Origin of the sequence: Kordiimonas sp. (assembly GCF_048264555.1) — a bacterium.
Classification (GTDB): domain Bacteria; phylum Pseudomonadota; class Alphaproteobacteria; order Sphingomonadales; family Kordiimonadaceae; genus Kordiimonas.
On record NZ_JBLXCX010000001.1, the window covers coordinates 881,958 to 906,760 of the forward strand.

Below are 24,803 nucleotides of genomic sequence, written 5' to 3' on the forward strand. Positions count from 1 at the left end.
CTATTCTTCACCGCCACCAAGTGAATGCACATAGACGGAAAGCTGACGGATGGTATTTGCGTCCAGCCGGGCTTCCCATGTGGGCATAACACCGTGCTTGGGCTTGCGTATCTGTGACATGATGTCCGCCTGCGCATCGCCATAAAACCAGATGGCGTCAGCAAGGTTTGGTGCACCAAGGCCAGGGTCGCCCTTGCCGTCGCTGCCGTGGCAGGCGGCGCAGTTATCCTCAAAGACCTGTTGCCCCATATCTGTGGCCACTACGTCCTTGGTGAAGCTGAGCACATAATCCGCCGCCGCTTCAATCTCTGCCTCGTTCAGCATGTCGCCAAATGCAGGCATCTCGGAAAAGCGGGTGTCATCATGGTTTGTGCGCACACCAAAGCGGATGGTGTCATGAATGGCGTCGATATCGCCGCCCCATAACCAGTCATCGTCATTGAGGTTTGGGTAGCCCGCGGAGCCCGCACCACCAGTGCCGTGGCATGTGGCGCAGTTATCCTTGAAAGCAGCTGCCCCACCAGCAACAGCAAAGGCATAGAGCTCAGGGTCTTCGCGGATGGCATCAAAGCTTGCGGCCTCAAAACGAGCGAGATACGCTGCCTTGCGGGCGGTGATTTCGGCCTGTTGTTCTTTAAGCTGGTCGTATTGGGTCCACCCCATGGAGCCTTTGGTGCCGCCCCGCTCTCCGTCGCCAGACAGGGTTGGCCAGGCTGGATAAACCACCCAGTATCCAACCGCCCACACTACGGTGATCAGGAAAACAATCAGCCACCAGCGCGGCGATGGGTTGTTCAGTTCCTTGATGCCGTCCCACTCATGCCCGGTTGTCTCGATACCGGTGAATTTATCAATGTCAGGTTTCTTGCTCATGCTTCATCCCCTCTGAGAGGAATTTCCTTGTGTGCTTCAAGCGTCTTTTTCATGGATGGCCGGTAAGCCCAAACGGCGATACCGCAAAACACCAGGAAGAAGAACAGAAGGCCGGTTAGCCCTGCGTTACCCGAAAGCCAGTCGATCATTGTCCTGCCTCCTCTTGGGAGCGGGCGCTGCCGTCATGCACATAGTCTTTAAGCTCCGCCATGGTGCCAAGCACCTGCAGGTAAGCGATCAGGGCATCAAGCTCCGTTGTGGTGGGTTGGCCGTCAAAGTTGCGGATGTTGGCTTTGCTGTAGCGTTCCATCAGGCCGTCATGATGGTCGCTTTCATCCTGTGCTTGCGCCATGGCGTCATTATAGGCGTTGGCGATCATCTCGTCTGTGTAAGGCACGCCCACCATCTGCAGGGCGCGCATGTCTTCAGCTATGCCACGAAGTTTGGCGCCCTTGTGTGCGAGATGGGCGTAAGGCGGCATGATGCTCTCAGGCACCACTTGCTGTGGTTTGATCATATGCTGCACGTGCCAATCGTCGGAATATTTACCGCCAACCCGCGCGAGGTCTGGGCCTGTGCGTTTTGAGCCCCACTGGAAGGGGTGGTCGTACATGCTTTCTGCCGCCAGTGAGTAGTGGCCATACCGCTCCACCTCATCCCGAAGCGGGCGAATTTGCTGGCTGTGGCAGTTGTAGCAGCCTTCACGGATGTAAACGTTTTGCCCTGCCAGTTCGAGCGGGGTATAGGGGCGTACGCCCTTCACTGGCTCGATGGTGGTTTCCATACGGAAGAGAGGCAGGATTTCAACGATGCCGCCGATGGAGATCACGATCACCACAAAGATCAGCATCAGGATGGAGTTTTTCTCCAGTCTTTCGTGTTTTTTAAGCATGGGCTGTCTCCGCACCTTGCGCGTCATCGTCTGTCCGTGCGGGAACCGCGTCCCCGCAGATGGTTTTATAGAAGTTGTAGACCATGATCAGGCTGCCGCTCAGGAACAGGATGCCGCCAAGCGCCCGGATCAGATAGAAGGGATGCATTGCCATCACAGATTCCACGAAGCTGTATTCAAGGAAGCCCATGCTGTCGTATGACCGCCACATCAGGCCCTGCATAATGCCGGACACCCACATGGCCGCGATATAAAGCACGATGCCGATGGTCGCGATCCAGAGGTGCAGGCTTACGAGCCGTGTGGAATAAAGCTCCTTCTTCTTCCACAAAACCGGCACGAGATAATAGAGCGCCCCGAAGGAGATGAAGGCAACCCAGCCCAGCGCGCCGGAATGTACGTGACCGATAGTCCAGTCCGTATAGTGGCTGAGTGCGTTCACGGTCTTGATGGACATCAACGGCCCCTCGAATGTGCTCATGCCATAGAAGGCCAGCGAGACGATCATGAATTGGAGCACGGGGTCTTCCCGCAGTTTGTGCCAAGCACCCGACAGCGTCATCATGCCGTTGATCATGCCACCCCAGGACGGCATCCACAGCATGATGGAGAAGGTGGCGCCAAGGGTTTGGGCCCAGTCAGGCAGCGCGGTATAGTGCAGGTGGTGTGGCCCTGCCCAGATATAGATAAAAATCAGCGACCATAAGTGCAGGATAGAAAGCCGGTAGCTGTATACCGGGCGACCTGCGCGCTTGGGCACAAAATAATACATGATGCCAAGGAAACCGGCGGTGAGGAAAAAGCCCACGGCGTTGTGACCATACCACCACTGAATAAGCGCTGATTGCACGCCGCCCCAAAGCGGATAGCTTTTCACTTCCGTGAAGGAAACCGGGATGGCGATATTGTTGCCAAGGTGCAGCACAGCAACGGTGACGATAAACGCGAGATAGAACCAGTTCGCCACATAGATATGCGGCTCCTGCCGGTTTTTGAGCGTCATCAGGAAAACAATCAGGTAACAAACCCACACGATGGTGAGCCAAAGGTCTGCGTACCATTCAGGTTCGGCATATTCCTTGGCTTGGGTTACGCCTAGCACATAGCCAAGGGCCGCCATCACGATAAAGGCCTGATAGCCCCAGAAGGTGAAGGTTGCCATGCCGTCACCCCAAAGCCGGGTGCGGCAGGTGCGCTGGATGACAAAATAGCTGGTGGCAAAAAGTGCGTTGCCGCCAAAGGCAAAAATCACGGCGGAGGTATGCACGGGCCGCAGCCTGCCGAAAGTGAGATATTCGCCAAAGTTGAGGCCGGGGAAAGCCATCTGCAAGGCGATAAATACACCTACAGTAAAGCCGACCACGCCCCAGAAAATGGTCGCGATCGTGAAGAGTTTCACGATCTCATCGTTATAGTTTGGTTTGTCAGCAAGAGTAGTCATTGACCTGCACCTACATGTTTTTTGGCATGTTTTCCGGAATGTTTCATGGCAACATCATGCCCCCAGCGATGGCAAAGAGGCTGAGTCCGTTAAAAACCATCACGCCCTGTGCGAGCGTCTCAAATCGAAATGGCAAATGGCGGAGCGCATACCGCCCTCCAATGCCGGAAAGCACAAGCGCAGGCACGGTGCCCACGCAGAAAGCCGCCATACCAAAGGCGGCGGACAGCGGGTTTGCGGTGGCCGCAACGGCCATCAGCGCGGCGGCGAGAAGCCCACAAGGCAAAAAGCCAAGCGTTAGCCCAAGCGCGTAACGGTGAAGCGGTGTTGCGCCTTTGAAAAAGGGAGTGGCGAAGCGGCCGATCAGTTGCCCGAGGCGGGCCAGGCCCTTGTGCCAGAAAGGCAGCACAACACGCGCCTTCAGGCTTGGTACGGCGCTAAAGAAGAAAAGCAACCCCGCAAGGCACAATAGCACAAACGCGATGCCGCGCTGGATTGGCACAGAAAATACAAGCCCCGATATGCTGGCCGCCAGGATGCCCAGCGCCATATAGGTTGTCATGCGGCCAAGATGATAAGGGATCAGCGCAAAGCCCCGTGCCCGTGCGAGGGCTGAGCCTGACGTCGGCAAATGGGCGGTTTGCGCCACAACAAAAGGCCCACACATGCCAACGCAGTGCGTGGCGCTGCCCATCAACCCGCCTAAAAACAGGGTGAAAAGCAACCCGCCATGCTCCTCAAGGAGGATCTGACAATGTGTGACAAAATATTCCAAAACGAACCTCTGCGCCGACTATGAGCACCGTCATAGCGCACTGGTTGCGTGATGGATTTGATATTGGTCAATCTTGGGGGCGGTGCGCGAGTTTTTCTATGCGCATGGAGGCGTGTTGGGCGGCCCGCTTGGGCTATTCGCCGATCAGGTGACACATCACCGTGCGCCGGTGGGGCGCTGTGCGGTGTTCAAACACATATATGCCCTGCCAGGTGCCAAACGCGGGCCTACCGTCCACCACCGGGATCGAGAGCGAAACATCAGTCAGGGCTGACTTGATGTGGGCAGGCATATCGTCGGGGCCTTCATCATCGTGGATATAAAGGCCGGGCGTTTTGGGGGCGAAGCGGTCAAAAGCATCGCAAAGGTCAACCTGCACGTTCGGGTCCGCATTTTCCTGGATCGTCAGCGAGGCACTTGTGTGGCGAATGAAGACAGTGAGCAGCCCTTCACGGATACCGCTACCCTCTACCCACCGACCCAGTTCCCGGGTGAACTCATAGAGCCCTTCCCCATGGGTGTTGACGGTGAGTTTTGTCGTGGCCTGCCGCATATCGAATCTAGCGGATCGGCACTGAGCGCACCAATTCCTGCGTTTGTGGGCGTTCAAGGTCGATGTTCAGGAGGCCGTTTTCCATATGAGCGTCCGCCACCTCCATACCGTCGGCCAGCACAAATTTGCGTACAAACTGGCGGGCCGCGATGCCGCGGTGCAGATAGGCGCGGTCGCCGTCTTCCTCAACCTGCTTGCCGCGGATGATAAGCTGGTTGCCTTCAAGCGAGACATCAAGCCCTTCCCGGCTGAACCCTGCAACCGCGAGCGTGATTCGGATCACATGGTCGCTGATATGCTCAATATTATAGGGGGGGTAACCCTCGCCTGCGTTTTTGGAGACTTTGTCGAGCACGTCTTCAAGCTGGTCAAAACCGAGAAGAAAAGGGCTGTTGAAAATGGACATGCGTGACATGGGCGTCTCCTTCGGAAAGCGAAACAGCGGTTACGCCCTCATATGAGCCGCGCAAACACCAACAACAGGCCGCACCAGATGGCCGCGCGCCTGTTCCTAGATTTTGGGCATCAGGCGCGCTTTCTTCAAGGTCAAAACGCACCTTTTTAGCTGTTTTGGGTAATTATTCCGCGCTTAGGCTTGCCGTGGTGACGCCTGACTTGCTCTCAGGTGCATGCTTTTCGTCAGGCAAGCTGCCTTCGCTTTTCTCGGGTGGTCTGATCCAGCAGTCCGTGCCGCGCGCTTTCAGCTCCTTACAAAGCGTGCGCGCTTGTGCGAGGGTTTTAAGGGGCCCCGCGTTCAGGCGGTAGTAAAACCCTTTTGGTTTGCCCTCACGGTCACCAAAATCCACCTCGGAACGCCGGGGCGGGATTTCAGCAAGAATATCTGCATTGGCGCGGAACAGGATGGTCCAGCCGCGCATCAAGGCTTTCACATTGCGGTAGGCCCCGATCTGAAGCGCCCAGCCGGTTGGCTCCACAAGAGGCGGAATTTCCTTCAGTTCATAATTGGCTACGTCCGGTTTTGGTGCGGGCTCGGCTTTTCGCGCCTCAGCCACCACAACAGGTTTTTCTTCAACCTTCTTGGCAATCACGGGGCCGGTCACGATGCGTTTTGCTGCGTCACGCGAGGGCTGGCTGTCGGCCATCATGAGATTGCCTGCTTCCTCCCGGGTCCATGAGGGGTCAACCGCGCCTGCCACAAGCGCTTGCATGCGCTTGTCTGTCGGCAGGCTGGAGAGAGAGCGGTAAAAAGTGAATGTCTCGTTCACGCTGGCAGGGTCGAGATCAAGCCGTGCCATCTTGAACGCATCCTCATCACGGCCCGCAAGCAGGTAGGCCAGCGCAAGGTTCTGACGGCCCTGCACCCCGGCGGAACCATTTTTCGCGAGCGGCTCGAGAATGTTGACGGCGGCCTCAGGCTGGTCGGTCATGGCAAACACCAGTGCCATGTTCGAGAGGCCTGCCGGGTCGGTCGTGTTGCGGAAAGCACCAAGCGCTTCTTTTGTGCGGCCAAGTGCCGCGAGGGTAATACCCCGGGCGGAGGCTAGTTTGCTATCACCCGGCAGCAGGGGCCCGGCCTGGTCAAGCGCACCAAGGGCTGCGTCAAACTTCCCGAGCGCAATACGGGTTTTGCCAAGCTGGTACCAGCCCGTGCTATCCAGCTCCTGACGGGCCGCGAGCCCCTCGAGAATTTCTTCTGCTTCCGCATGATTGCCAAGCGCGCTGAGGCTTGCGGCAAGGGCTGTCACCGCACCGGGTGCGCGTGTGGTGGTTGCCACATGACGGTAAAGCGGGATCGCAGCTTCATGGTCTCCCTTTGCTGCGAGTTCATCAGCGATCGCAAGAAGTCCGCCATTTTGGGAGGTGGCGCCAGCGGATTGCGGGGCCGGGTTTGATGCATAGACGCCCGCGTTTGACTGCGAGCATGCAGCGCTTGCAAGGGCACCACTGCAAAGCATGGTGCAGACCATTAAGTGCCTGATGGTGTTTCTACTTGTCATGTTAGTCTCGCTTTTCAGCGTTGGTTGCCTGATAGAATTGCCTAAATTCAGATCGACCATACAAAAGACAGGTGAAAGAAGCTTTAATTGACCCGTGGGCTTTTAAGGGTATTTTCTAATAAATTGTCTAAAATTAAAGGCATAGCTATGGCGCAGCCATTGTTCGGAAATATGTGGTTCAGACCCTTGCGGCGCGGATTTGCTTCTGTTCTCGCCGCATGGCTGCTTGTTGTGCCTGCCCCCCTTTCTGCGCAGGACGCGGAAACAGAGCCTGCGCCTCAGACCTCGACCGGTAGCACCATGCTGGAAGCCGAGGTTGAGGATGCGCTGCAGCTTATCCGTGATGGTCAGGTAGACACGGGGGTCGAGACCCTGCGCCGCCTGGGGGAACTTGGGAATGCCGACGCGTTTTTCCATCTTGCTGAAATCAACCGCCTGGGCGCTGGCAAGGAAGCAACGGAGCCGGTTGCCCTGATGTATTACCGGTTCGCGGCCCGGCTCGGCCATACCCGTGCAGCACTTAGCCTGGCTAACCTTCTGTTTTTTGAGGGCAGCGGTGAAGGCGATGTGAACGAGGCCGTTGAGATTTGGCAGCAATATGCGCTGGAGGCCGAGCCCGAGGCTATGTATCTGCTTGGCATGGTTTATTGGAACGGCGAAAGCGGCATATTGCCCGACCCCGTGCGGGCATATGGCCTCGTGTGGCGCGCGAGCCAGCTACAGTATGCACCAGCCGTGGAAGCCGAACCGGAGATGCGCTCTCAGTTAAGTGACGAGGCGCGGGAAACAGCCCTCGCATATGCCGCGACCATGCGCTCCAAGGGGTTTGACGATAAACCGCTTGCTCTCGAGTTGGTGACTGATGACGCCAGCGCCATCATCAAAAGCTATGAAGAATCCAAGGGTGATAAGGTCAAGCCAGAAGACTGGAATACGGTTTGGCACCTTGAGGTCGGCTTTGCCATGAGCAAAGAGGAAATTGAGAAGGTGCAGGCTCGCATCATGGCGAATGAGAAAACCGACGTGCAGGACCTGTTTTCGGAAGTGGTCGAAAACGCCAATCGGCCCGGCATGTACCGGTTGGTGTTTGGCCCGGTGGAGAGCATGCAGCGTGCGGTTAAACACTGTGTGGCGCTGAAACGGGCCGGGCATGACTGTTTCGCGAAACCGCCGTTGGAAGAGTAGCCAGAGATGGTTTAGCCGCCTCCCGGGTTACCGCCTAGCGGATGCCTCGGCCGCAAACGCAGCCCGTTTCATCAGACTTTTCCTTGATCAATGCTTTCACGGCTGCTTCCATCAGCGACTGCTGGGTAACACCGTCTCGGGCCGCCAGCATGCGCAGCGCACGGTCGGTTTCTCTCTCAAGCCGAAGGGATTTCTGCTTCCGGTCTGCGGTCGCGGATTTTGCGGGCGTACCGGTTTTGTGGGTGCGCGGCAAAGCCATAGGTTCGCTCTTGGCCCTTGCAGCCACGATGGGCAGAGGTGCGTGGGCCTGTGGTGCGTTTCGTGGTACAAACATCTCCTGCACGCGGTTGGCCGGGCGCGCGTCTCCCTTGCGGGCGAGCAGTGATGCACTTAAGGATGCCATTGTCATACTCTACTTCCTTTCATCCTTCATGGGTCGCGTGCTGGCTTAACCTGCGTGTTGCACACCGGGTATGTGCCGGGTGCCAAAAGCGCCGCGATGAATAGGCGTTGCTTTGAAGGTAGCCTTTACCGGCAGGCGTTTCACCCTGTCATCCACGTAAGCCCAGAGCGCTTCAATTTCTTCCGCCGAACGGCCGCCGCTTGCGGCTTCCATCACCGTACGGCCATCGATCATGCTGGCGGCAAAGTCCTGCCGGTTATGCACGATGGTGGGGGCAACAGTGCCGTGCTGCGACAATGCAATCGCGGCTTCGCCGGTTAGTCTCGCCCGTGCGGTTGCGCCGTTTACCACGAAGATGAGCGGCTTTTCCGCGCGCTCCACCAAGTCGACGGTGGCACCAGCGGCGCGCAGGTCATGGGGGCTTGGCCGGGTCGGGATGATCACCAGATCAGCTTTTTGTATTACTGCCTGAATGGAGCGTGTGATGGCGGGCGGCGTGTCGATAAACACCAGTTTAATACCTCGGTCTCTGAGGACCTGAAGATCATGCGCAAGCGCACCAATGTTGACACGTGCAAAAGCGGGCGCTTCCGCCTCACGTTCATTCCACCAGTCAGAAAGGCTGCCCTGTGGGTCGGTGTCGATAAGAGCGACGGGGCCAGCGCCCGCGCGTTCTGCTGCAACGGCTAGGTGGCCGGAAAGGGTGGTTTTGCCTGAACCGCCCTTTTGTGAGGTAACGGCGATAATCCGCATCCTTCATCTCCAAAATTTGCCTGATCGGAGTTTGATCCTGCGCCCAGCATGGCAGAAAGGTGTGAATCCAGCCTTAAGGATTGCTAAGTATTTTCCTCTAAATGACTGATAATATTGATTAAATTTTACTCTATTTTTCTCGGGCTACTTGGCTATTGTCTAGCTGGCGGCGGAGATGGTTTCGCGCTATTGAAAAGAGATCGGGATCAGGGGACCGGATTTGAACTATCTTTTTATTCATGATGCGCTGCCCGGGCAGTTCAAGCACTTGCTGAAAGAGTTGTTGATAGAGGGCCATACCATTGTGGGCGCGAGCCGCACCCGCACGTCTTCGAAACTGCCTTTCAGGCAGGTGCTATATGACCTGCCCGAAGGGGTGGACACGTCAAAGGCGGACCCAGGCAAGATCGCGGTAACGCTGGGGCTCGCATGTTATAAAGCGCTTCGGCCTCTGTGGCTTGAGGGCTTTCGGCCTGATGTGATCGTGAGCCACGCGGGCCGAGGGGCGGCATATTTCATTCGCGACCTGTTCCCCAACGCACGTTTCGTGACCTATCTGGAATGGTATGTCGCTACCAATTCAAAGGAAGGTCTGGAGCAGGTCGAGATCGCGCGTCACAACAAAGCGCATCTGCTCAATATGGCGCTCACGCAGGAATTTGCGCTCGCGGATGCGGCGCTTTCCCCCACCTATACCCAGCGCGCGCAGTTCCCGGCCCTGTGGCAGCCCGCGATTAACGTGCTGCATGACGGTATTGATACGGTGCTTTATCAGCCAGATCCGGATGCGCGATTTGAGTTTGGGGGCCGTACCTTCACCCGTTCAGACAAGATCATCACCTATGCAGCGCGCGGGATGGAACATACCCGTGGTTTCCCCGCGTTCATGAAGGCCATTGCGCTTGCGCAGAAAGCGGACCCGAACCTTGAGGTGCTGATCGCGGCGGCTGACCGTATTTGTTACGACCCCGGCGCCAAAGGTGTGGGGCTGAAAGCGTGGGCGGAAGCGGAAGTGGACTATGACCCAGTCCGTACGCACTTCCTTGGGGTTTTGAAGGAGGTGGAGTTCGTGAAGTTTTTGCAGGTCTCCCGCCTTCATGTCTACCTGAGCCAGCCTTTCGTGCTTTCCTGGTCGCTCCTCAATGCCATGAGCGTGGGGCTGCCTGTACTGGCGTCAGATAATGCGCCGGTACGGGAGGTTATCGCTGATGGTGAAACCGGCTATCTGGTGAGCGAGGGCGATGTTGAGGCTGTGGCAAACCGGATTGTTGACCTCACGTCCAATCTGGATGCTCATACCGAGGTTCAGGCGGCAGCGCGGGCCTTGGTGCTGGAAAAATATGAGCTTAAAAAGTGTGTGTCGGCCATTCGGACGCTTGTTGATGGAAAAGCGGGATAAACCGCGCCATTACCGCGTGATCAGGGATCATTATCCTCGTCCAGACGTTTATGGTAGTATGAACGCCTATAAAATAAATACAGCGAGGAAATATCATGAAAACCTTAGTTCTTGCGTGCCTTTTGGCGACGTTCTCTCCTGCCGCGTATGCACAAGTGGCTGAAGACAGTGATCTTTTCAAAACTTTAAAATCGCTTGATGAGGCAATTTTTGAACGCAGCTTCAACAGGTGTGATCACGCGCGGCTTATGGAGCTGATCCCGGAAGATTTTGAATTTTATCACGACACTGGCGGCTTTGAAGATTCAAAAGCGAACTTCATGGCGACGGTTGAGCAGAATATCTGCGGCAATGCGGCGGTCAAGCCCATCCGTAAACTGGTGCCTGGCAGCCTGAAGGTATATCCGCTTCATACGGGTGAGGGTGTGCTCTACGGTGCCATTCAGGAAGGTGTGCATGAGTTTTTCGTGCGCGAGGCAGATAAACCACTGCGCCACACCTCAAGCGCGCGTTTCACCCATGTGTGGATTCTTGATGGAGAGCAATGGACCCTCAAGCGTGTGCTGAGTTTTGACCATCAATCTCCTGAGCCTGCCGCTAATTAGTGGTTCATTTGATCCTTGGTATAGGGTGTATCATAGAGGCGAAGGGTTAATATGATGATCGAATTCTACGACCAGCTTCTTATTCATTTGGCCATTCTATATAGCGTGGCCAGCATCATCACGTTTCTGGTCTATGGGTTTGACAAGTTTGCGGCGGTTCGCCGTTCCTTGCGTGTGCGGGAGAGCACATTGCTTTTGCTTGGCCTGCTCGGGGGGTGGCCGGGTGCGCTCGTAGCGCAGCACGGGTTTAGGCACAAGACGCGGAAAATAGGATTTCGGCGCCCCTTCTGGGGCACCGTAATCCTCAACACGGCAGCACTTGTTTGGCTGGTATCACCCTATGGGGTGCGTTGGTTGCAGAGCGTTCTTTGAGGCGTGCACGCCCGGATCAGGCGATTCTTCGCGTCCTATTCCGCTGCGCTGGAGGAGGCTACGGCACGCTTGCCGGAGGTTAGGGCGACCACGACGGCCAGCGTCAGCAACTGTATGATGACGATGATATAGCTTGCTTCGGGCTTCAGTATCGCAGCAAGGCTGGCGCTTGCCGTGTAGACAAAGCTGAAAACAAGGCCAGCTTGCGGGTGTACGGACTTCATCAACAGATGATGAAGATGGTCGCGTTGCGGCAGGAAGGGGCTTTCGCCGCGCAGCTTGCGGCGAAATATAACGCGCAAACAATCAAATACCGGCAGCGCGAGCCAGACCACAATGGTGTCTGCATAGACGGTCGCGTTTGTCTCGCTGCCGTACATCATGATCGCTGACGCACCCATAACAAGGCCGAGCGCATATGCACCACCGTCCCCCATAAACAGCTTGCTGGGCATGTTGAAGTACAGGATCACGAAGAGCGTTGCTGTAATCGCGAGGAACACGACCGTGTTGTCGCCGGTGGTAAGGAAAGCAAAGGCAAGAGCCCATACAATGCCCTGAGACAGGATGCCGCCGTTAAAACCGTCCATCATGTTGAGAGCGATAACGAGGCCCACAAGGCACAGAGCGGTGAATGCGTACCCGCCTATGGTGCCGAGGTCACTGGTTTGTCCCCAGGACCAGTGCAGCGAAGTGATCAGCAGTTCAGGCGCCAATACCAGCATGAAACCGATGATCAGCCAAAGGGCTAGAAACCGGGAAACCCAGGAAAGCTTCAGGCGATCATCAATGATGCCGAGTGCGCCGACAAGGGAAGCGCAGAAGATGATAGGAATGAATTCCTCACCTGGGCCATAGAGAAAGGCTGCGAGACCAATAGCAAATAGGCCAGCAAAAAGGAGGACAGAGCCAACTTGCGGCACGGCGCTGACATGCGCTTTGTGCGCTTCCGCTTTGGGGTCATCAAGAAGCCCAAGGCTAACACCAATGGCCTGCGCTTGTTGTCCTGCAAAAAAAGCAGCTATCAATCCCAATACTATAATCAACTCATACATCATACTAATAGCCCTGATCCATAAACCGGGCGTATTATAGAGATGTTTTAAAGAAGCTCTAGCCTCGAAATATTTTCGTGTTTTCCGCGCTCGTGAAAGGCGAAAGCAACAGAATAGATCTGGAAGACATTTTCCGAGCCGCTAGAACTCCATGGTGATGGTGCTTAATTCACCAAGGCTGACACCAGCCAGAAACACGCTATCATCATCGCCGAGGTCGATCAAAACCCCGGATTGCCCACCAACTGTTGTGCTGGTGGCTGCCGCAAGAATATCATCCGTTGAGGTTAACCCTCGGCCTAGAAGGGTGAAGTCCAGTATGTCTTCGTCCGCATCGAAGTCGAGAATAATATCGTTCCCGATATAGTTTGCGAAAACGAAGGTGTCGATGCCGTCACGCCCTGTGAGGGTATCATTGCCCGCTCCGCTCCACATCGTATCATCGCCGCTTCCGCCATCAACAACGTCGTCTCCGCTGCCATTGAAGATCACATCGTTGCCGTTGCCACCAAATACTGTGTCATTCCCGCCGGAGGCATAAAGCGTATCGTCTCCGCTTTCCCCATCGAGATAGTCATCACCGAGGCCTGCTCCCATGCGGTCATTGCCATTGCCGCCTGCCAGCGTGTCACTGCTGTCATCCATGGCGCCAGCCCAGACGTTATCGTCACCGTTTCCTGCACTGAGGTTGTCACTGCCATCCCCGCCTTTTAGTCGGTCATTGCCATCTCCACCCTCAAGGCTATCGTTGCCGCTGCCGCCGACAATCTTGTCTTCGCCGGCGCCGCCGACAACTGTGTCGTCACCCCCCCCACCTCTCAGAGTGTCGTTTGTCTCACCACCGGATAAGCTGTCGGAACCGTCTGTACCGGTTATGGGTTCAGTCACGTCCGTCACAGATATGGTGACGGATGCAGAGCGGCTTAGCCCGACACCGTCTGTTGCCATAACTGTGATCGTGACCGTGGGGGTTGCCTCGAAATCCAGTGAAACCCCGGATTTAAGTGAGAGCTGGTTGCCGCTGATTGTGAAGCGTGTATCTGTTGTGCTGAACTGGATAGCGCTCCCTTCAGCATCGCTGGAGCTTAGGGTGCCAATCAGTACGCCGGCCTGATTTTCCGCAACGGTGCTGGCTGAGAGCCGTGGTCGGCTGGGTGCGTCATTCACCCCGGTGATGGTGATTGTAATATCCTGTTCGGTGCCATCGACAGACGAGACGGTGATTGTATCTGTGAGCGAACCACCGGTCCCCAGACCCTGCACCGTGGAGGAGGATTGATCGAGATCATATTCCCAGTCCCCGTTTGCGGCGATCACCAGTTCACCATAAGTTCCTTCAAGCGTATCGCTGTTGAAACTTTCCTGATCCTCGCCGTTTGCGTCCGTGATGGTGAGGGTGCCCTCTATAGTGCCGGTTTCATCCTCCGTGATGCTTGCCGATATATCTCCACCAATAACCGCCGGGGACAGGACAGAAACACCGTAAATGACGTAGGTTTCACCGCTGTTTACACCATTTGAGTCTGCGTAATAGGCTCCAATGATGATATCATCTACGCCATCACCGTTAATATCGGCTGAAGAGAGCGATATACCTAACCGGTCGTGTATATCGACACCCGCGATCACAAAACCAGTGCTTTGGTCACCATCTTCGAGGTCGGCGAGTTCAAAGGTTGCTGCGAAGGCGGCATCGGTTCCGTAAATGACATAAACTTCCCCAGCACCGTCGATAGAATATGGGTCTGCGGATGTCGCGCCAATGAGGATATCATTAAAACCGTCACCGTTGATATCTCCAGCACCGGCAACAGCCCTACCGCTGCCGTCATTGGTATCCACGCCGTTCAATATAAAGCCATTGGTACCATCAAGAGTGGACAGGTCGATTGCTGCGGCAAAGCTGTTGGTGCTACCAAAGACAACATAGGAAGCACCGCTTGAACTGCTGCTTGTATCTACCCCGTGACCCCCGACGATAATATCATCAATCCCGTCACCGTTGATGTCCCCGAGGTTTGCTACTGATGCGCCCACGAAATCACCAGATGATGGGCCGTTTAGTGCAAATCCGTTTGTTCCATCAAGGCTCGATAGCTCAAGAGCAGCGGCAAAGTCACTATCGCTGCCAAAGACAACATAGGCTGAGCCATTTTCGCTGCTGTTGGAGGCACTGCCTCCTATCAGAATGTCATCTATTCCGTCACCGTTCACATCACCCGCTGAAGACACAGACTGGCCAGTGTATTTATTCTCTCCCGTACCATTGATGACAAAACCATTGGTGCCATCAAGCGAGGACAGTTCGAGTGTTGCTGAAAAACCTTCGTCAGACCCGAAAACCACATAAGTTTCGCCGCTACTGCTTTCATTGGGGTCCGCGCGAAGTGCGCCAATCAGAATATCATCAATACCATCGCCGTTAATGTCCCCGGCGGACGAGACTGACCAGCCACTCAAGTCGGATGCGTCGATGCCGTTCAAGGTAAAGCCATTACTGCCATTCAGGCTTGATAGCTCGATAGTGGCACTGAAACCGCTGTCTGACCCAAACACTACATAGGATTCGCCACTACTGATTCCATTCGGGGCTGCGATATAGGCGCCGATGATAATATCATCTATTCCGTCATCATTCACATCACCTGCATCGGATACCGCGAACCCCGCATTGTCACCCGTCTCAATGCCGTTTAATACAAAGCCATTGCTGCCATCAAGGTCAGATAGGTCCAAGCTAAGGTCAAACCCGTCCTCGCTACCAAACACAACATAGGCTGATCCTGAAGATTCGCCGTTTACGTCAGCACCGCGAGCCCCAATGATAATGTCTTCAATACCGTCTCCGTTAACGTCCCCCGCTCTAGAAACCGAGATGCCACTGGCGTCATTTCTACTCACACCGTTGATGACAAAGCCTTCTGAAGAATCGAGCGTAAAGAGGTTCAGAACACCCGTTAGGTCATCGCTCGCATCATTGGTGACTGTAATTTCCAGCGCCTGCTGACCATTAAGCTCATCGCCGTCTGTCGCAAAAACTGTCACCTCATAGACATTATCCGCATCACTATCCGCGCGGGCCTCAAAGTCAGGAGCAGAGGCGAAGGTAAGTTCGCCGGTTTCATCGTCAATTTCAAAGAAGCCTGCGTCTTCTCCGCCGACACTATATGTCAGGCTGTCATCATTTGCCCCAACACCTATAGATGCCTGAACGTCAATGACTGTGCCTGTTGCGTTTTCTTCAAAGTTAACAGTGGATGCAGAATGGAAGGGAACCGCCGCTGTGCCCGGGCTGCCAAAAATCACATAGGTTGAGCCACTATCGCTCGCATTGATGTCAGCACCGCTTGCACCAACCAATATGTCATCAAAGCCGTCGCCATTGAGGTCGCCCGCTGCAGAAACACTGCCTCCAGCATTGTAGCCGGTGCTGCTACCATTGATAACAAAGCCGTTCGTGCCATCAAGGCTGGAGAGTTCAAAAGAAGACCCAAAGCCGGTCTCTGAGCCATATATCAGATAGGCTGAGCCACTACCGCTGCCATTCGGGTCAGCTTGTGGTGTGCCAATGAGAAGATCCCCATACCCGTCGCCGTTAATGTCGCCCGCCGCTGAAATTGATCCTCCGGCCCCATCATCAGCGTTGACACCAACAATAACAAAACCAGTTGTCCCATCGAGGCTTGAGAGATCAAGGGTGGCATCAAAACCACCCTCAGCACCATAAACGACATAACTTTTGCCCCGGGCTCCAAAGATAATATCGTCGTAGCCGTCGCCGTTGATATCCCCTGCAGATGATACAACAGTCGCGAACCGATCATCGCTTGCGCCACCACTGATGGTAAAGCCATTTGTGCCATCAAGGCTTGCTGCATTCACTGAAGCAGCAAAACCATCACCCGAACCAAAGACTATATAGCTCTGCCCGCTATATGAACCATTGGTGTCAGCACCATATGCACCAACGATAATATCATCGTAACCGTCTCCGTTGATGTCACCGGCAGACGACACAGCGGCACCAGTGAAGTCCTGATCATTAATACCGTGGATGACAAAACCATCGCTGCCATCAAGGGTGGAGAGGTCGAGAGATGCATCAAACCCCGCATTTGTGCCGAAGACAACATAGGCTTTACCTTCTCCGGACCCGCCAAAATATGGCAGCGCTTCAGTCGCGCCGATCAGAAGGTCGTCAAAACCATCGCCGTTTACGTCCCCGGCGGCGGCTACAGATAAACCACTGTTGTCACCCGAGGCACCATCAAGCACAAGGCCATTCGTGCCATCAAGGTCAGACAAGTCAAAACTTGCAGAGAAAGCGTCTCCTGAGCCGAAGATGAGATAGGTGTCGTTTGACCCAAACGCACCCAGCAGAATGTCATCAAACCCGTCGCCGTTGATATCACCTGCCGCAGAAACGCTCCAGCCCAGCACATCACCGGCGTTCAAACTGTTGACGACAAACCCGTTGGTACCGTCCAGGTCCGAAAGCTCATAGGATGCAGAAAAGTCGGCGTCCTGACCGAAAACGACGTAAGCGGAGCCAATAACACCGCCAAAAAACCAGAAGCCAGCCGCGCCGATGAGAAAGTCATCATAGCCATCACCATTGATGTCACCCGCAGAAGAAACCTGGCCTCCTGAAAAACCTTGGTTGTTATTGCCATGAATGACAAACCCGGTACCGCCATCAAGGCCTGACAGCTCGACCGTGCTATCCGCCTCCATCGTTGACAGGCTTTCCACGGCATCATTGCGGACAGTGATGACAAGGTCCTGGGTGTTGGTGTCTGAGCCGCCGTCGGTCGCAGTGACGGTAATATTATAGATATTATCAGCCCCGGCATCGAGCGGGTTTTCAAAATCGGGCGCGTCGATGAAGCTGATGGCCCCTGTTGTGCCGTCAATCTCGAAAAGCGCCTGATCGGCACCACCGGTGATGGAATAGCTTATACCTTCATCCGAGCCAGCCCCGTTGAGGGACGCCTCGACATTGCGCACGATGCCTGTGCCATTTTCCTCGTATGAGACAGTGCCGCTTGAACGAAATGTGATTGCCATACCCAATATCCAAATATCTATAAGCTTGTTAAAAACGCTCTATTCGCGCACCACGGACCGTTGCGGTGTGCCACTACGACGCTGTACCAACCTTGATCACCCTGCGAATTTCATCGGATTTGAAGCCCACAATTGAGGGGCTGCGCACCCCTTCCAGAAGGGCCACATCAAACAGCTCCGTCACCACGCCTTCCATCCTGAGCCAATGGACTGTGTCGCCGGTTTTCAGGTCCACCACGATTAGGCCACAGCGCGCTGCGGTTTGTTTTTCATCAAGAGCTTGCGAGAGCGGGAGGTCAGCAAAGGTTTTGTTGTCGCGCGCGAGCGACAAGCCGATAACCGCATGGTCACCCACAAAGGTCATGCCCCTCGCGTAACCAGGGCAAAAGGCGATGGGAATAAACTGGCCGGTCTCCGGGTCAAGCTTGCCAAACTCGCCTGTGCCACTGTTGAGAAGATAGAGTACGCCGTCCCTGAGGCGCGGGGAATGGGGCATGGACAGCCCCTTTGCGACAATTTCGCCAGACGGTACATGGATAACTACGCCGCTTTTCGCGCGCATGTCACGCCAGCCATCCGCCACATCGCTTTCAGACACAGCGGTAACATACTCAGGGCCATTTTCTCCCATGGCCATGCCGTTCAGATGGCAGCGGTCTTCCGCCGCCAATTTGCTCAGGAACGGAGGTTGCCAAAGGGGCTCAAAGCTCGCCGTCATTGAGGGCCGTGCGAGACAGCCAAACAGGGTGTTTACGAAAGTCAGGTTACCGTCAGCACCAACCCCCATGTCATGCACATCAATGTCCCCCGTAACATAAGACATCTGCGGCGCATAACAGGCATCAAAGCCGTCCCTGACCTCACCGGCATCCATGATATTTTCAAAGCGCCATATCTGATAAAGGCTGCTGACATAGAGGCTCTTCCCGTGGGCAGCCAAGCCCATACAGCGATCAATCGTGCGCTCAAATACACCCAGGATTCCATCAGGCTTGGCGCTGATCATAAAGAGCTTGCCAGCCTGATAGGTTGTCAGTGCTAGGCTCGACCCTATGCCCGCGAGCCAGCTGCAAAACTGCCTGGACGTTGTAATCTCAAGCCCTGTTGCGCTTAGGCCGGGCGTGGGTGGTGGTGTGGTAATAAGGTTCATGCTTTCCCTTGCTTTTGGGCGGGTGCGAGCGCAGGCGCGCAGACCCAAAGATACTCTTAAGCACTAGCGGCACCTCTCCCGGATAGACAACGCGGTTACTTTTGCCTTCTGTCTCAAAAGTGTTGCGATGCGTCTCAACGGGGTTGTCATAAAAGGGGCAAGGTCGGATTATTTAGCTTGCAGAACGCCAGAGAATGCCGAAAGGTCCGTTCGGTAGCGCTTCTCGGGGGGGAAGGTATGAATGCAGCACCACAAATAATTGACAGGTCGCTCTTCAGCACAAGTGCGTTGAGCGAACGAGACAAATATGATGCATGGGAAAGCAGCATCTCCGCTGTTTTTGATGTAAACCCCACCGAAGATACGCTTGGCACTTTCGAGGCCGAAGTCGAAAGCTATATGATCGGGCCAATGATGTTGGCGCAGTGTAAAACCAACGGCCAGGCATTTTCCCGAGATAAAAGAACAATCGCCCGACACAATATGGACCATATCCTGATCCAGTTTTATCTGGAGGGCGGAAACCTGCTGCGAACGCCGAACGGTGTGGTTCTGTCTGAAGTTGGCGATATTCAAATTATTGATATGGCGCAGGAACTTGATTCCGTTGCCAATCCAGCCGCGCGAAAGCCCGATAACACGATCGCAACTTTCACGAATATGAGCCTCGTTGTGGCCCGTGACCGGCTGGAGGCCCTGATGCCCGCGCTGCACCGGTTTCACCTTCATGTTTTCCGGTCAACTTCGCCGCTCAATCTGATTCTGCGAAACTACATCATGACTATGTTTACATGTGCCTCGGAGCTGACCCACAGCGAGGCTGAAGCACTGGTCGAACCGACCGTTGAGCTTCTGGCTGCAACAATCAACAAAGAAATCGAGCAAGACGCTGGCACCAGCAAAGCCCTGGATGTCGCGACCTTAATTACCGTCAAACAGTTTATCGACAATAACCTGCATGTCCCCACCCTCAACCCGGACACCATTGCCAAGCATCTTGGAATATCGCGTGCTTCCCTCTTCCGCATTTGTAACCCGTTTGGTGGTGTTATGGGGCTGGTGAGATCGCGCCGCCTTCTGGTGGCGCGACGGCTCTTGAGTACATCGCCGGTCAACAAATCAATCAAATCGATCATGTATGGCCTGGGGTTTAATGACCGAAGCAGCTTCAACCGGGCATACAAGCAGCATTTCGGTATTTCGCCATCTGAAACACAGGATTATGTGCTGGAAAATCTGGCAAGCAAACCTGACCCTCTTATTGAAGGAACAGCCATTGGCGACAGAAAGTATGAATTCTGGATCGCCAACCTCGTAAGCTAAACGGCTACGGATCAGGCCTCTCTGAGTTTTGGCGAGTGTTGTGTGCGTGGTAAGCTAGGCGGGACCCGGTGCCGCGTGTCACGGCACCGGGAATTCTCTTGATCTATTTGAGCTTCTCAACCAGCTCGATGCTATAACGACCATAATCGCTATAGCCGCTTGAGGTCACGCCGTTGGCGGTGGACCCTTGAATTTGCGGGCGTTGGTTGAACCGGCGATAGGTGATTTTGACCACACCAGCCTCACCTCTCTTCAGTACACCTGCATGGATAGCTGTCAGCGCGATGTTCGAATCTTCGTCATACATGTCTGTGCCAAGGACCCGGGCGCCGTCAGGCGGTGTCGCTTCTAGGATGACGTTGGTATATGTGTTCTGGTTCATGCGCATATCGCGGAACCGGTTCGGTGCCATGCCTGCACGGTGTTTGGTTGCCAACGCCTTGAGTGCGGCATCATAGCTGGTAATTTGGTCTACCAGTGCTTTTTTGGCCGCTGTGGCTTCGCCCTCCTTCTCCATCTGAATGGTCCAGCGGTCGCGCCCGCCGGCTTTCAAGACGCCGTCTTCCCCCATGGTCCAGACTTCATTCATATAGAGGTTCACTGCCTTGAGTGTGTTGCTGCGCGCCCGGATCTGGACTGACTTCCCGTCATCGGCAATGGTGAAACCTGCATTTACCGGCACACTATCGACCGGATTTTCGTGGACGTAGAGTGTCATTGGCACCACGCCCCTCGCCTCGTCTCCTTCAGGGAAGACCATTTCAACGCCAGCGGTGGATTTGCGGTCACGTCCGGTATAAACACCACCGTTTTGCATCATTGGGCCGGAAGCTGTCCATGTACCGGCCAGAAATTTGCGGAAGGCTGCAACACGTGCGGCTTTCTCTTCCTCGGCTTTGGCGATGGCTGCTTGGCGTTCTTCCTCGGCTTTTACAAGCGCGTCTTCATAGGCTTTCTTGAACTCAGCAGCTTCGTCTGTGCCCTCAAAGGCATAAGACCCCTCAGCATATTGGCTCAGCGCATTGCCTTGCACACGAGGGATATCAAACCGATCGGAGCTGACAGTCCAGCTTTCGCCTTTTAGCCGGGCCGATGAGATAAGCGTGCCTTTAAGCTCTTGGCCTTTCTCATACAGCTTTTTCAGGACGACTTTGTCGTCATAGCGCTCAACCGGCATGACAAAATCGTCGATGAATTCGAGTGTGATATTGGACCGGTTGCGGATCAGCGGCTCCACTTGCGAGCCCGCATTTTCCGTCACAAGAATTTCAACATCCGCAACTTCAAGGCCGCTTGGCAGGTTGAAAGCCACGGCGTTTTTGATGTCATCTTCACTTGGTTGATCACTGCCACCGGAACATGCGGCAAGGGTGATTAGGATCAAAGTGCTCAGAGCGGCCTTTGACCGTTTCATCCACTGGTTCATGATTTCCCCCATACTTCGCTTCATAGGTCTTCAAGTTAAAGCCGCCCCTGCTGAACCAAAAATGAACACGGACGGCGCTTGTGTATTCATGTTGCACAAATGTGCATGCAACTGCCTAATTTCACATATGAATTTCTACGATAGCACCTGTGACACCAATGGCAACCCAAAGTAGGGAGCGCGCCAACCACGGTACATGTTTTCGCGGTGCGTTGCCCGATTGTAGGGTGCTGTCCGGGGTCTGGCGGGCAGGGATGACAAGTCCGTTATGCACCGTCCAGAAAAGAAAAGGGCCCAGGAAATGTATCCTGAGCCCTCGGAATTCTTGGTGGAGCCGATCGGGATCGAACCGACGACCTCTACACTGCCAGTGTAGCGCTCTCCCAGCTGAGCTACGGCCCCATGTTAAAGAGGCCGCTGGAACATTCTGGCCTCTTGTAAATCTGGCGGCGAAATATCGCCGCCGGAACGGCGCGGACTATAGGCGGAGGCCCTAGTGCGCGCAAGCAAAAATTTGCCTCATATAGTGCTTCAATCGGCGCGTTGATCGCCGCTTGAAATCAAGGCTTAGCTGTCGTCATCCGACAGGGATGTATCAACGATGCCAGATACTTCGTCATCATCGTCGTCATCAAGGCTTACATCGCCGAGAACATCATCATCATCGTCGTCGAGGTCGATATCGTCGTCTGAATCCGTATCGTCGCCGTCTTCGTCGACTTTAGCCTTTTCTTCAACAACAATCGGCTGTTTGGCCTTCAGAACAGGCTCGGGAGCCCACTGGTTGCCACAGTCGATACAGGTTGCTGGATCGTCTTTTTGCAGATCATAAAAGCGTGTGCCACATTTCGGGCAGGTCCGCTTTGTGCCCCATTCGGGTTTCGCCACATCTCTCTCCTTGCGTTTGACCGCACTCATCAGGCCTTGCGCTCTGTGCACTTTTCGGCCAAGAATTCGGCGCATCCCTTGCCATGATCGGTAGCGCCTGTCAAAGCATTACTGTTCATATTACCTTCTAAAGCTGGAAATCTCCCTGTGCCAAGTCTTATTTCATCATCTCACACCGCTTTAACCGGAACCGCCCGTGTGCCGGGCGACAAGTCTATCTCTCACCGTGCCATCATGCTTTCGGCCCTAGCGGTGGGGAAAAGTGAGGTTACAGGCCTCCTTGAAGGTGAAGATGTTTTGGCCACAGCGGCTGCCATGCGGGCGATGGGCGCGCGCGTTGAGCGACTCGGCGCCGGGCACTGGGTGGTTGAGGGTGTGGGCGTGGGCGGTCTGATGACGCCCGATAATATTATCGACCTGGGCAACTCCGGCACCAGCACGCGGCTGATCATGGGCTTGATAGCGAGCCATGGCATCACAGTCACCATGACGGGAGATGCAAGTTTGCGTGGCCGCCCCATGGGACGGGTGATGGTGCCACTTGCCGGTGTGGGGGCAGAATTTAAGGCGCGGGATGACAAGTTCCTGCCGCTGACAATGACCGGCACCATGGACGCGATGCCTATCGATTACACAACGCCTATGGCAAGCGCGCAGGTGAAGTCTGCCGTGCTGCTGGCGGGGCTTAACGCGCCGGGCATCACCACTGTGCGGGAACGTGTGGCAACACGAGACCATACGGAGCGCATGTTGCGTGCCATGGGAGCAGAGGTTCAGACCACAGAAGAGGACGGACACTTTGTGGTGCGCCTCAAGGGCCAGCCTGAATTGAAGCCGGTAAACTTTGAGGTGCCAGGCGATATATCCTCAAGCGCGTTTCTTCTGGTGGCGGCAAGCATCATTCCAGGCTCAGATATCACGGTTGAAAATGTGGGCATGAACCCGCTCCGCACCGGTATTGTTTTTGCCCTGCAGGCCATGGGCGCTGATATTGAGGTACAAAACGAGCGAACCCTTGGGGGAGAGCCGGTTGCTGACCTGAGGGTGCGGGCCTCTGCACTGAAGGGCGTAACCAGCCTGCCGGTGGACCCTTCTACCATGATTGATGAGTTTCCGGTGCTTTTCTGTGCGGCTGCGGTGGCAGAAGGCACAAGCAGGTTTGAAGGGCTTGAAGAACTCCGGGTGAAGGAATCGGACCGCTTGGCCGTTATGGCATCCGGCCTCAAGGCATGTGGTGTTGACCTTACCGAATTTGACGACGGTATCGAGATCAGGGGCTGCGGCGGACAGGTGCCGGGCGGCGCAACGGTCGCAACCCACCTTGATCACCGCATCGCCATGAGCTTTTCCGTTCTGGGCCAGATGGCAGAGAGCAGCATCACCATTGACGATGCCGCCCCCATACAAACCAGCTTCCCGGTGTTTGTTGATTTGATGAAAAGCCTTGGCGCGGGCCTTGAGCTTGAGGGCTGATCAGCCTACGGCCTCTTCAGCAAACTGGGCAAAGGTCACCACATGCCCGCCGGGCTCACGGTAGCCAATCTCCCGCGCACCATAAAATGTGGTGCGCTCGGTCATGATCATATTGAAGCCTGCGAGCGCTTCCGCAATGGCATCAAGATCTGATACCGTGATGTAGATAAGCGCAGGCGTTCCGTCAGTCGCGTTCGGCAGCACGTCATGGTCGTCTTTGATGCTGGTGCGGGTCTGATACATGATCTGTATCTCCCCGTTCGCCAGAATAACAAAACCGAGATGATCGCCTTCAGGTACTTCGGTAATTTTCTCAAAACCGACACGTTCAAAAAACGCCATACTTGGTTCAATACGGTCCACCGGCAAAACCGGCGTCAGGCTGTTAATCATTGTCCCGTCTCCTCTTGTCATGACTTCATAATGTTCACTATTTGTTCTCATTTATCATGGGCGGAAAGAAGAGTCGAATCCTTTTCGGCTGGCGCTGGCGGGTGCAAATTTCTATAAGGCTGACAAGGACAGATGAAGGTGATTCGCAGTGATTATTGCAATTGATGGCCCTGCCGCCGCAGGCAAAGGTACATTGGCGCGCCGCCTGGCGGACGAGTTCGGTTTTGCCTATCTCGACACGGGCGGGCTCTACCGTGCAGTGGGCCTGAGTGTGCTGCGATCGGGCGGCAACCCGGCCGATGCAGGTGCTGCTGAGGTTGCGTCTGCCAACCTTGATCTCGCGCTCCTTGATGATCCTGCGCTTAGGGCTGAGGAAACCGGGAACGCGGCGTCCAAGGTTGCGGTCCTACCTGTTGTTAGGTCTAACTTATTGGATTTTCAAAGGAATTTTGCATCCAATCCGCCGGGCGATGCGGCGGGCGCAGTGCTTGATGGCCGGGATATCGGCACTGTGGTGTGCCCAGGAGCCGACCTCAAGCTCTTTGTCACGGCCAGCGCAGAGGTGCGTGCGAAGCGCCGCTACCGGGAATTGGAAGAGCGTGGCCTCGAGCCGGAATTCCATGTTATACTCACCGATGTTCGCGAGCGAGACGAGCGGGATATGAACCGCAAGGATGCGCCGCTTCGCCCCGCTGAAGATGCCCTCTTGCTTGATACGAGCAATTTGGATATAGACGCCGTGTTTTTAAGGGCGGCGGCACTTGTGAACGAGCACCGTTCGCCCCAATAACCGATGACGCTTTACGAGAGCGGCTCCCG

23 protein-coding genes and 1 tRNA gene are annotated in these 24,803 nt (G+C 55.2%); 7 read left to right on the forward strand and 17 right to left on the reverse strand.

Translation table 11 applies throughout. The features are described from left to right. The 8 genes from ccoP to ACN0XZ_RS04340 all read right to left on the reverse strand — a co-directional run bounded on the left by ccoP (window position 1) and on the right by ACN0XZ_RS04340 (window position 6,492). Window positions 1-873, reverse strand: coding sequence for a cytochrome-c oxidase, cbb3-type subunit III (ccoP, locus tag ACN0XZ_RS04305; RefSeq protein ID WP_417456478.1), 873 nt, complete (start codon window positions 871-873; stop codon window positions 1-3). Further along, window positions 870-1,022 (reverse strand): cbb3-type cytochrome c oxidase subunit 3, encoded by a 153-nt coding sequence (locus ACN0XZ_RS04310; protein WP_417456479.1) that lies wholly within the window; start codon window positions 1,020-1,022, stop codon window positions 870-872. The genes ccoP and ACN0XZ_RS04310 overlap by 4 nt, the downstream gene beginning before the upstream one ends. Further along, on the reverse strand, window positions 1,019-1,765 hold the full coding sequence (gene ccoO / locus ACN0XZ_RS04315; RefSeq protein ID WP_417456480.1) for a cytochrome-c oxidase, cbb3-type subunit II: 747 nt from the start codon (window positions 1,763-1,765) through the stop codon (window positions 1,019-1,021). Before ccoO ends, ACN0XZ_RS04310 begins: the two co-directional genes overlap by 4 nt. Beyond that, window positions 1,758-3,206, reverse strand: coding sequence for a cytochrome-c oxidase, cbb3-type subunit I (ccoN, locus tag ACN0XZ_RS04320; protein WP_417456481.1), 1,449 nt, complete (start codon window positions 3,204-3,206; stop codon window positions 1,758-1,760). The genes ccoO and ccoN overlap by 8 nt, the downstream gene beginning before the upstream one ends. Before the next feature lie 43 nt (window positions 3,207-3,249). After that, window positions 3,250-3,981 (reverse strand): sulfite exporter TauE/SafE family protein, encoded by a 732-nt coding sequence (locus tag ACN0XZ_RS04325; RefSeq protein WP_417456482.1) that lies wholly within the window; start codon window positions 3,979-3,981, stop codon window positions 3,250-3,252. Between the two features lie 133 nt (window positions 3,982-4,114). Continuing rightward, the gene (locus ACN0XZ_RS04330; protein ID WP_417456483.1) at window positions 4,115-4,534 is read right to left on the reverse strand and encodes a secondary thiamine-phosphate synthase enzyme YjbQ; all 420 of its coding nucleotides are present in this window, start codon (window positions 4,532-4,534) and stop codon (window positions 4,115-4,117) included. Window positions 4,535-4,541: 7 nt separating this feature from the next. Continuing rightward, window positions 4,542-4,949, reverse strand: a complete 408-nt coding sequence (locus ACN0XZ_RS04335; protein ID WP_417456484.1) for an Hsp20 family protein — start codon at window positions 4,947-4,949, stop codon at window positions 4,542-4,544. Between the two features lie 163 nt (window positions 4,950-5,112). Continuing rightward, a complete protein-coding gene (locus tag ACN0XZ_RS04340; RefSeq protein ID WP_417456485.1) occupies window positions 5,113-6,492 on the reverse strand; it encodes an SPOR domain-containing protein in 1,380 nt (459 codons plus the stop codon). A 147-nt stretch (window positions 6,493-6,639) separates the two neighbouring features. Here ACN0XZ_RS04340 and ACN0XZ_RS04345 point away from each other — a divergent pair, with 147 nt between their 5' ends. Next, complete coding sequence (locus ACN0XZ_RS04345) at window positions 6,640-7,677, forward strand: tetratricopeptide repeat protein (protein WP_417456486.1); 1,038 nt, start codon at window positions 6,640-6,642, stop codon at window positions 7,675-7,677. Window positions 7,678-7,711: 34 nt separating this feature from the next. Here ACN0XZ_RS04345 and ACN0XZ_RS04350 read toward each other — a convergent pair whose 3' ends face one another. Both ACN0XZ_RS04350 and ACN0XZ_RS04355 read right to left on the reverse strand, forming a co-directional pair. After that, window positions 7,712-8,086: a hypothetical protein gene (locus tag ACN0XZ_RS04350; protein ID WP_417456487.1), complete on the reverse strand. Its 375-nt coding sequence runs from the start codon at window positions 8,084-8,086 to the stop codon at window positions 7,712-7,714. Between the two features lie 39 nt (window positions 8,087-8,125). Beyond that, window positions 8,126-8,833, reverse strand: a complete 708-nt coding sequence (locus tag ACN0XZ_RS04355) for an AAA family ATPase (protein WP_417456488.1) — start codon at window positions 8,831-8,833, stop codon at window positions 8,126-8,128. Window positions 8,834-9,053: 220 nt separating this feature from the next. Here ACN0XZ_RS04355 and ACN0XZ_RS04360 point away from each other — a divergent pair, with 220 nt between their 5' ends. The 3 genes from ACN0XZ_RS04360 (at window position 9,054) to ACN0XZ_RS04370 (ending at window position 11,209) form a co-directional block, all read left to right on the forward strand. Beyond that, window positions 9,054-10,232, forward strand: a complete 1,179-nt coding sequence (locus ACN0XZ_RS04360) for a glycosyltransferase (RefSeq protein WP_417456489.1) — start codon at window positions 9,054-9,056, stop codon at window positions 10,230-10,232. Between the two features lie 95 nt (window positions 10,233-10,327). Continuing rightward, a complete protein-coding gene (locus ACN0XZ_RS04365) occupies window positions 10,328-10,837 on the forward strand; it encodes a nuclear transport factor 2 family protein (protein WP_417456490.1) in 510 nt (169 codons plus the stop codon). Window positions 10,838-10,888: 51 nt separating this feature from the next. Then, window positions 10,889-11,209: a DUF1294 domain-containing protein gene (locus ACN0XZ_RS04370; RefSeq protein WP_417456491.1), complete on the forward strand. Its 321-nt coding sequence runs from the start codon at window positions 10,889-10,891 to the stop codon at window positions 11,207-11,209. Window positions 11,210-11,244: 35 nt separating this feature from the next. On the opposite strand, the gene ACN0XZ_RS04375 is transcribed toward ACN0XZ_RS04370, so the two are convergent. The 3 genes from ACN0XZ_RS04375 to ACN0XZ_RS04385 form a co-directional block, all read right to left on the reverse strand. Further along, window positions 11,245-12,267 (reverse strand): glycosyltransferase family 4 protein, encoded by a 1,023-nt coding sequence (locus ACN0XZ_RS04375; protein ID WP_417456492.1) that lies wholly within the window; start codon window positions 12,265-12,267, stop codon window positions 11,245-11,247. 138 nt (window positions 12,268-12,405) lie between these two features. Then, entirely contained in the window at window positions 12,406-17,331 is a 4,926-nt protein-coding gene (locus ACN0XZ_RS04380; RefSeq protein ID WP_417456493.1) for a beta strand repeat-containing protein, read from the reverse strand. A gap of 73 nt (window positions 17,332-17,404) precedes the next feature. Then, window positions 17,405-18,481 carry a TIGR03032 family protein gene (locus ACN0XZ_RS04385; protein ID WP_417456494.1) on the reverse strand — a complete coding sequence of 359 codons (1,077 nt, stop codon included), beginning with the start codon at window positions 18,479-18,481 and terminating at the stop codon, window positions 17,405-17,407. Window positions 18,482-18,718: 237 nt separating this feature from the next. Here ACN0XZ_RS04385 and ACN0XZ_RS04390 point away from each other — a divergent pair, with 237 nt between their 5' ends. Beyond that, window positions 18,719-19,804 carry a helix-turn-helix domain-containing protein gene (locus ACN0XZ_RS04390; RefSeq protein ID WP_417456495.1) on the forward strand — a complete coding sequence of 362 codons (1,086 nt, stop codon included), beginning with the start codon at window positions 18,719-18,721 and terminating at the stop codon, window positions 19,802-19,804. A 103-nt stretch (window positions 19,805-19,907) separates the two neighbouring features. Here the strand turns inward: ACN0XZ_RS04390 and ACN0XZ_RS04395 are convergent, their stop codons facing one another. The 3 genes from ACN0XZ_RS04395 to ACN0XZ_RS04405 all read right to left on the reverse strand — a co-directional run bounded on the left by ACN0XZ_RS04395 (window position 19,908) and on the right by ACN0XZ_RS04405 (window position 22,118). Continuing rightward, window positions 19,908-21,230 carry an LCCL domain-containing protein gene (locus ACN0XZ_RS04395; RefSeq protein WP_417456496.1) on the reverse strand — a complete coding sequence of 441 codons (1,323 nt, stop codon included), beginning with the start codon at window positions 21,228-21,230 and terminating at the stop codon, window positions 19,908-19,910. A gap of 326 nt (window positions 21,231-21,556) precedes the next feature. Then, window positions 21,557-21,632: transfer RNA gene (locus ACN0XZ_RS04400), tRNA-Ala, on the reverse strand. Window positions 21,633-21,797: 165 nt separating this feature from the next. Continuing rightward, complete coding sequence (locus tag ACN0XZ_RS04405) at window positions 21,798-22,118, reverse strand: TIGR02300 family protein (protein WP_417456497.1); 321 nt, start codon at window positions 22,116-22,118, stop codon at window positions 21,798-21,800. 147 nt (window positions 22,119-22,265) lie between these two features. On the opposite strand from ACN0XZ_RS04405, the gene aroA reads away from it, so the two are divergent. Next, window positions 22,266-23,591, forward strand: a complete 1,326-nt coding sequence (gene aroA, locus ACN0XZ_RS04410) for a 3-phosphoshikimate 1-carboxyvinyltransferase (protein WP_417456498.1) — start codon at window positions 22,266-22,268, stop codon at window positions 23,589-23,591. Here aroA and ACN0XZ_RS04415 read toward each other — a convergent pair whose 3' ends face one another. Beyond that, window positions 23,592-23,984, reverse strand: a complete 393-nt coding sequence (locus tag ACN0XZ_RS04415) for a VOC family protein (protein ID WP_417456499.1) — start codon at window positions 23,982-23,984, stop codon at window positions 23,592-23,594. Window positions 23,985-24,132: 148 nt separating this feature from the next. Between ACN0XZ_RS04415 and cmk the strand changes: the two genes are divergently transcribed. Continuing rightward, entirely contained in the window at window positions 24,133-24,774 is a 642-nt protein-coding gene (gene cmk, locus ACN0XZ_RS04420) for a (d)CMP kinase (protein WP_417456500.1), read from the forward strand. The last annotated feature ends 29 nt before the right edge of the window (window positions 24,775-24,803 follow it).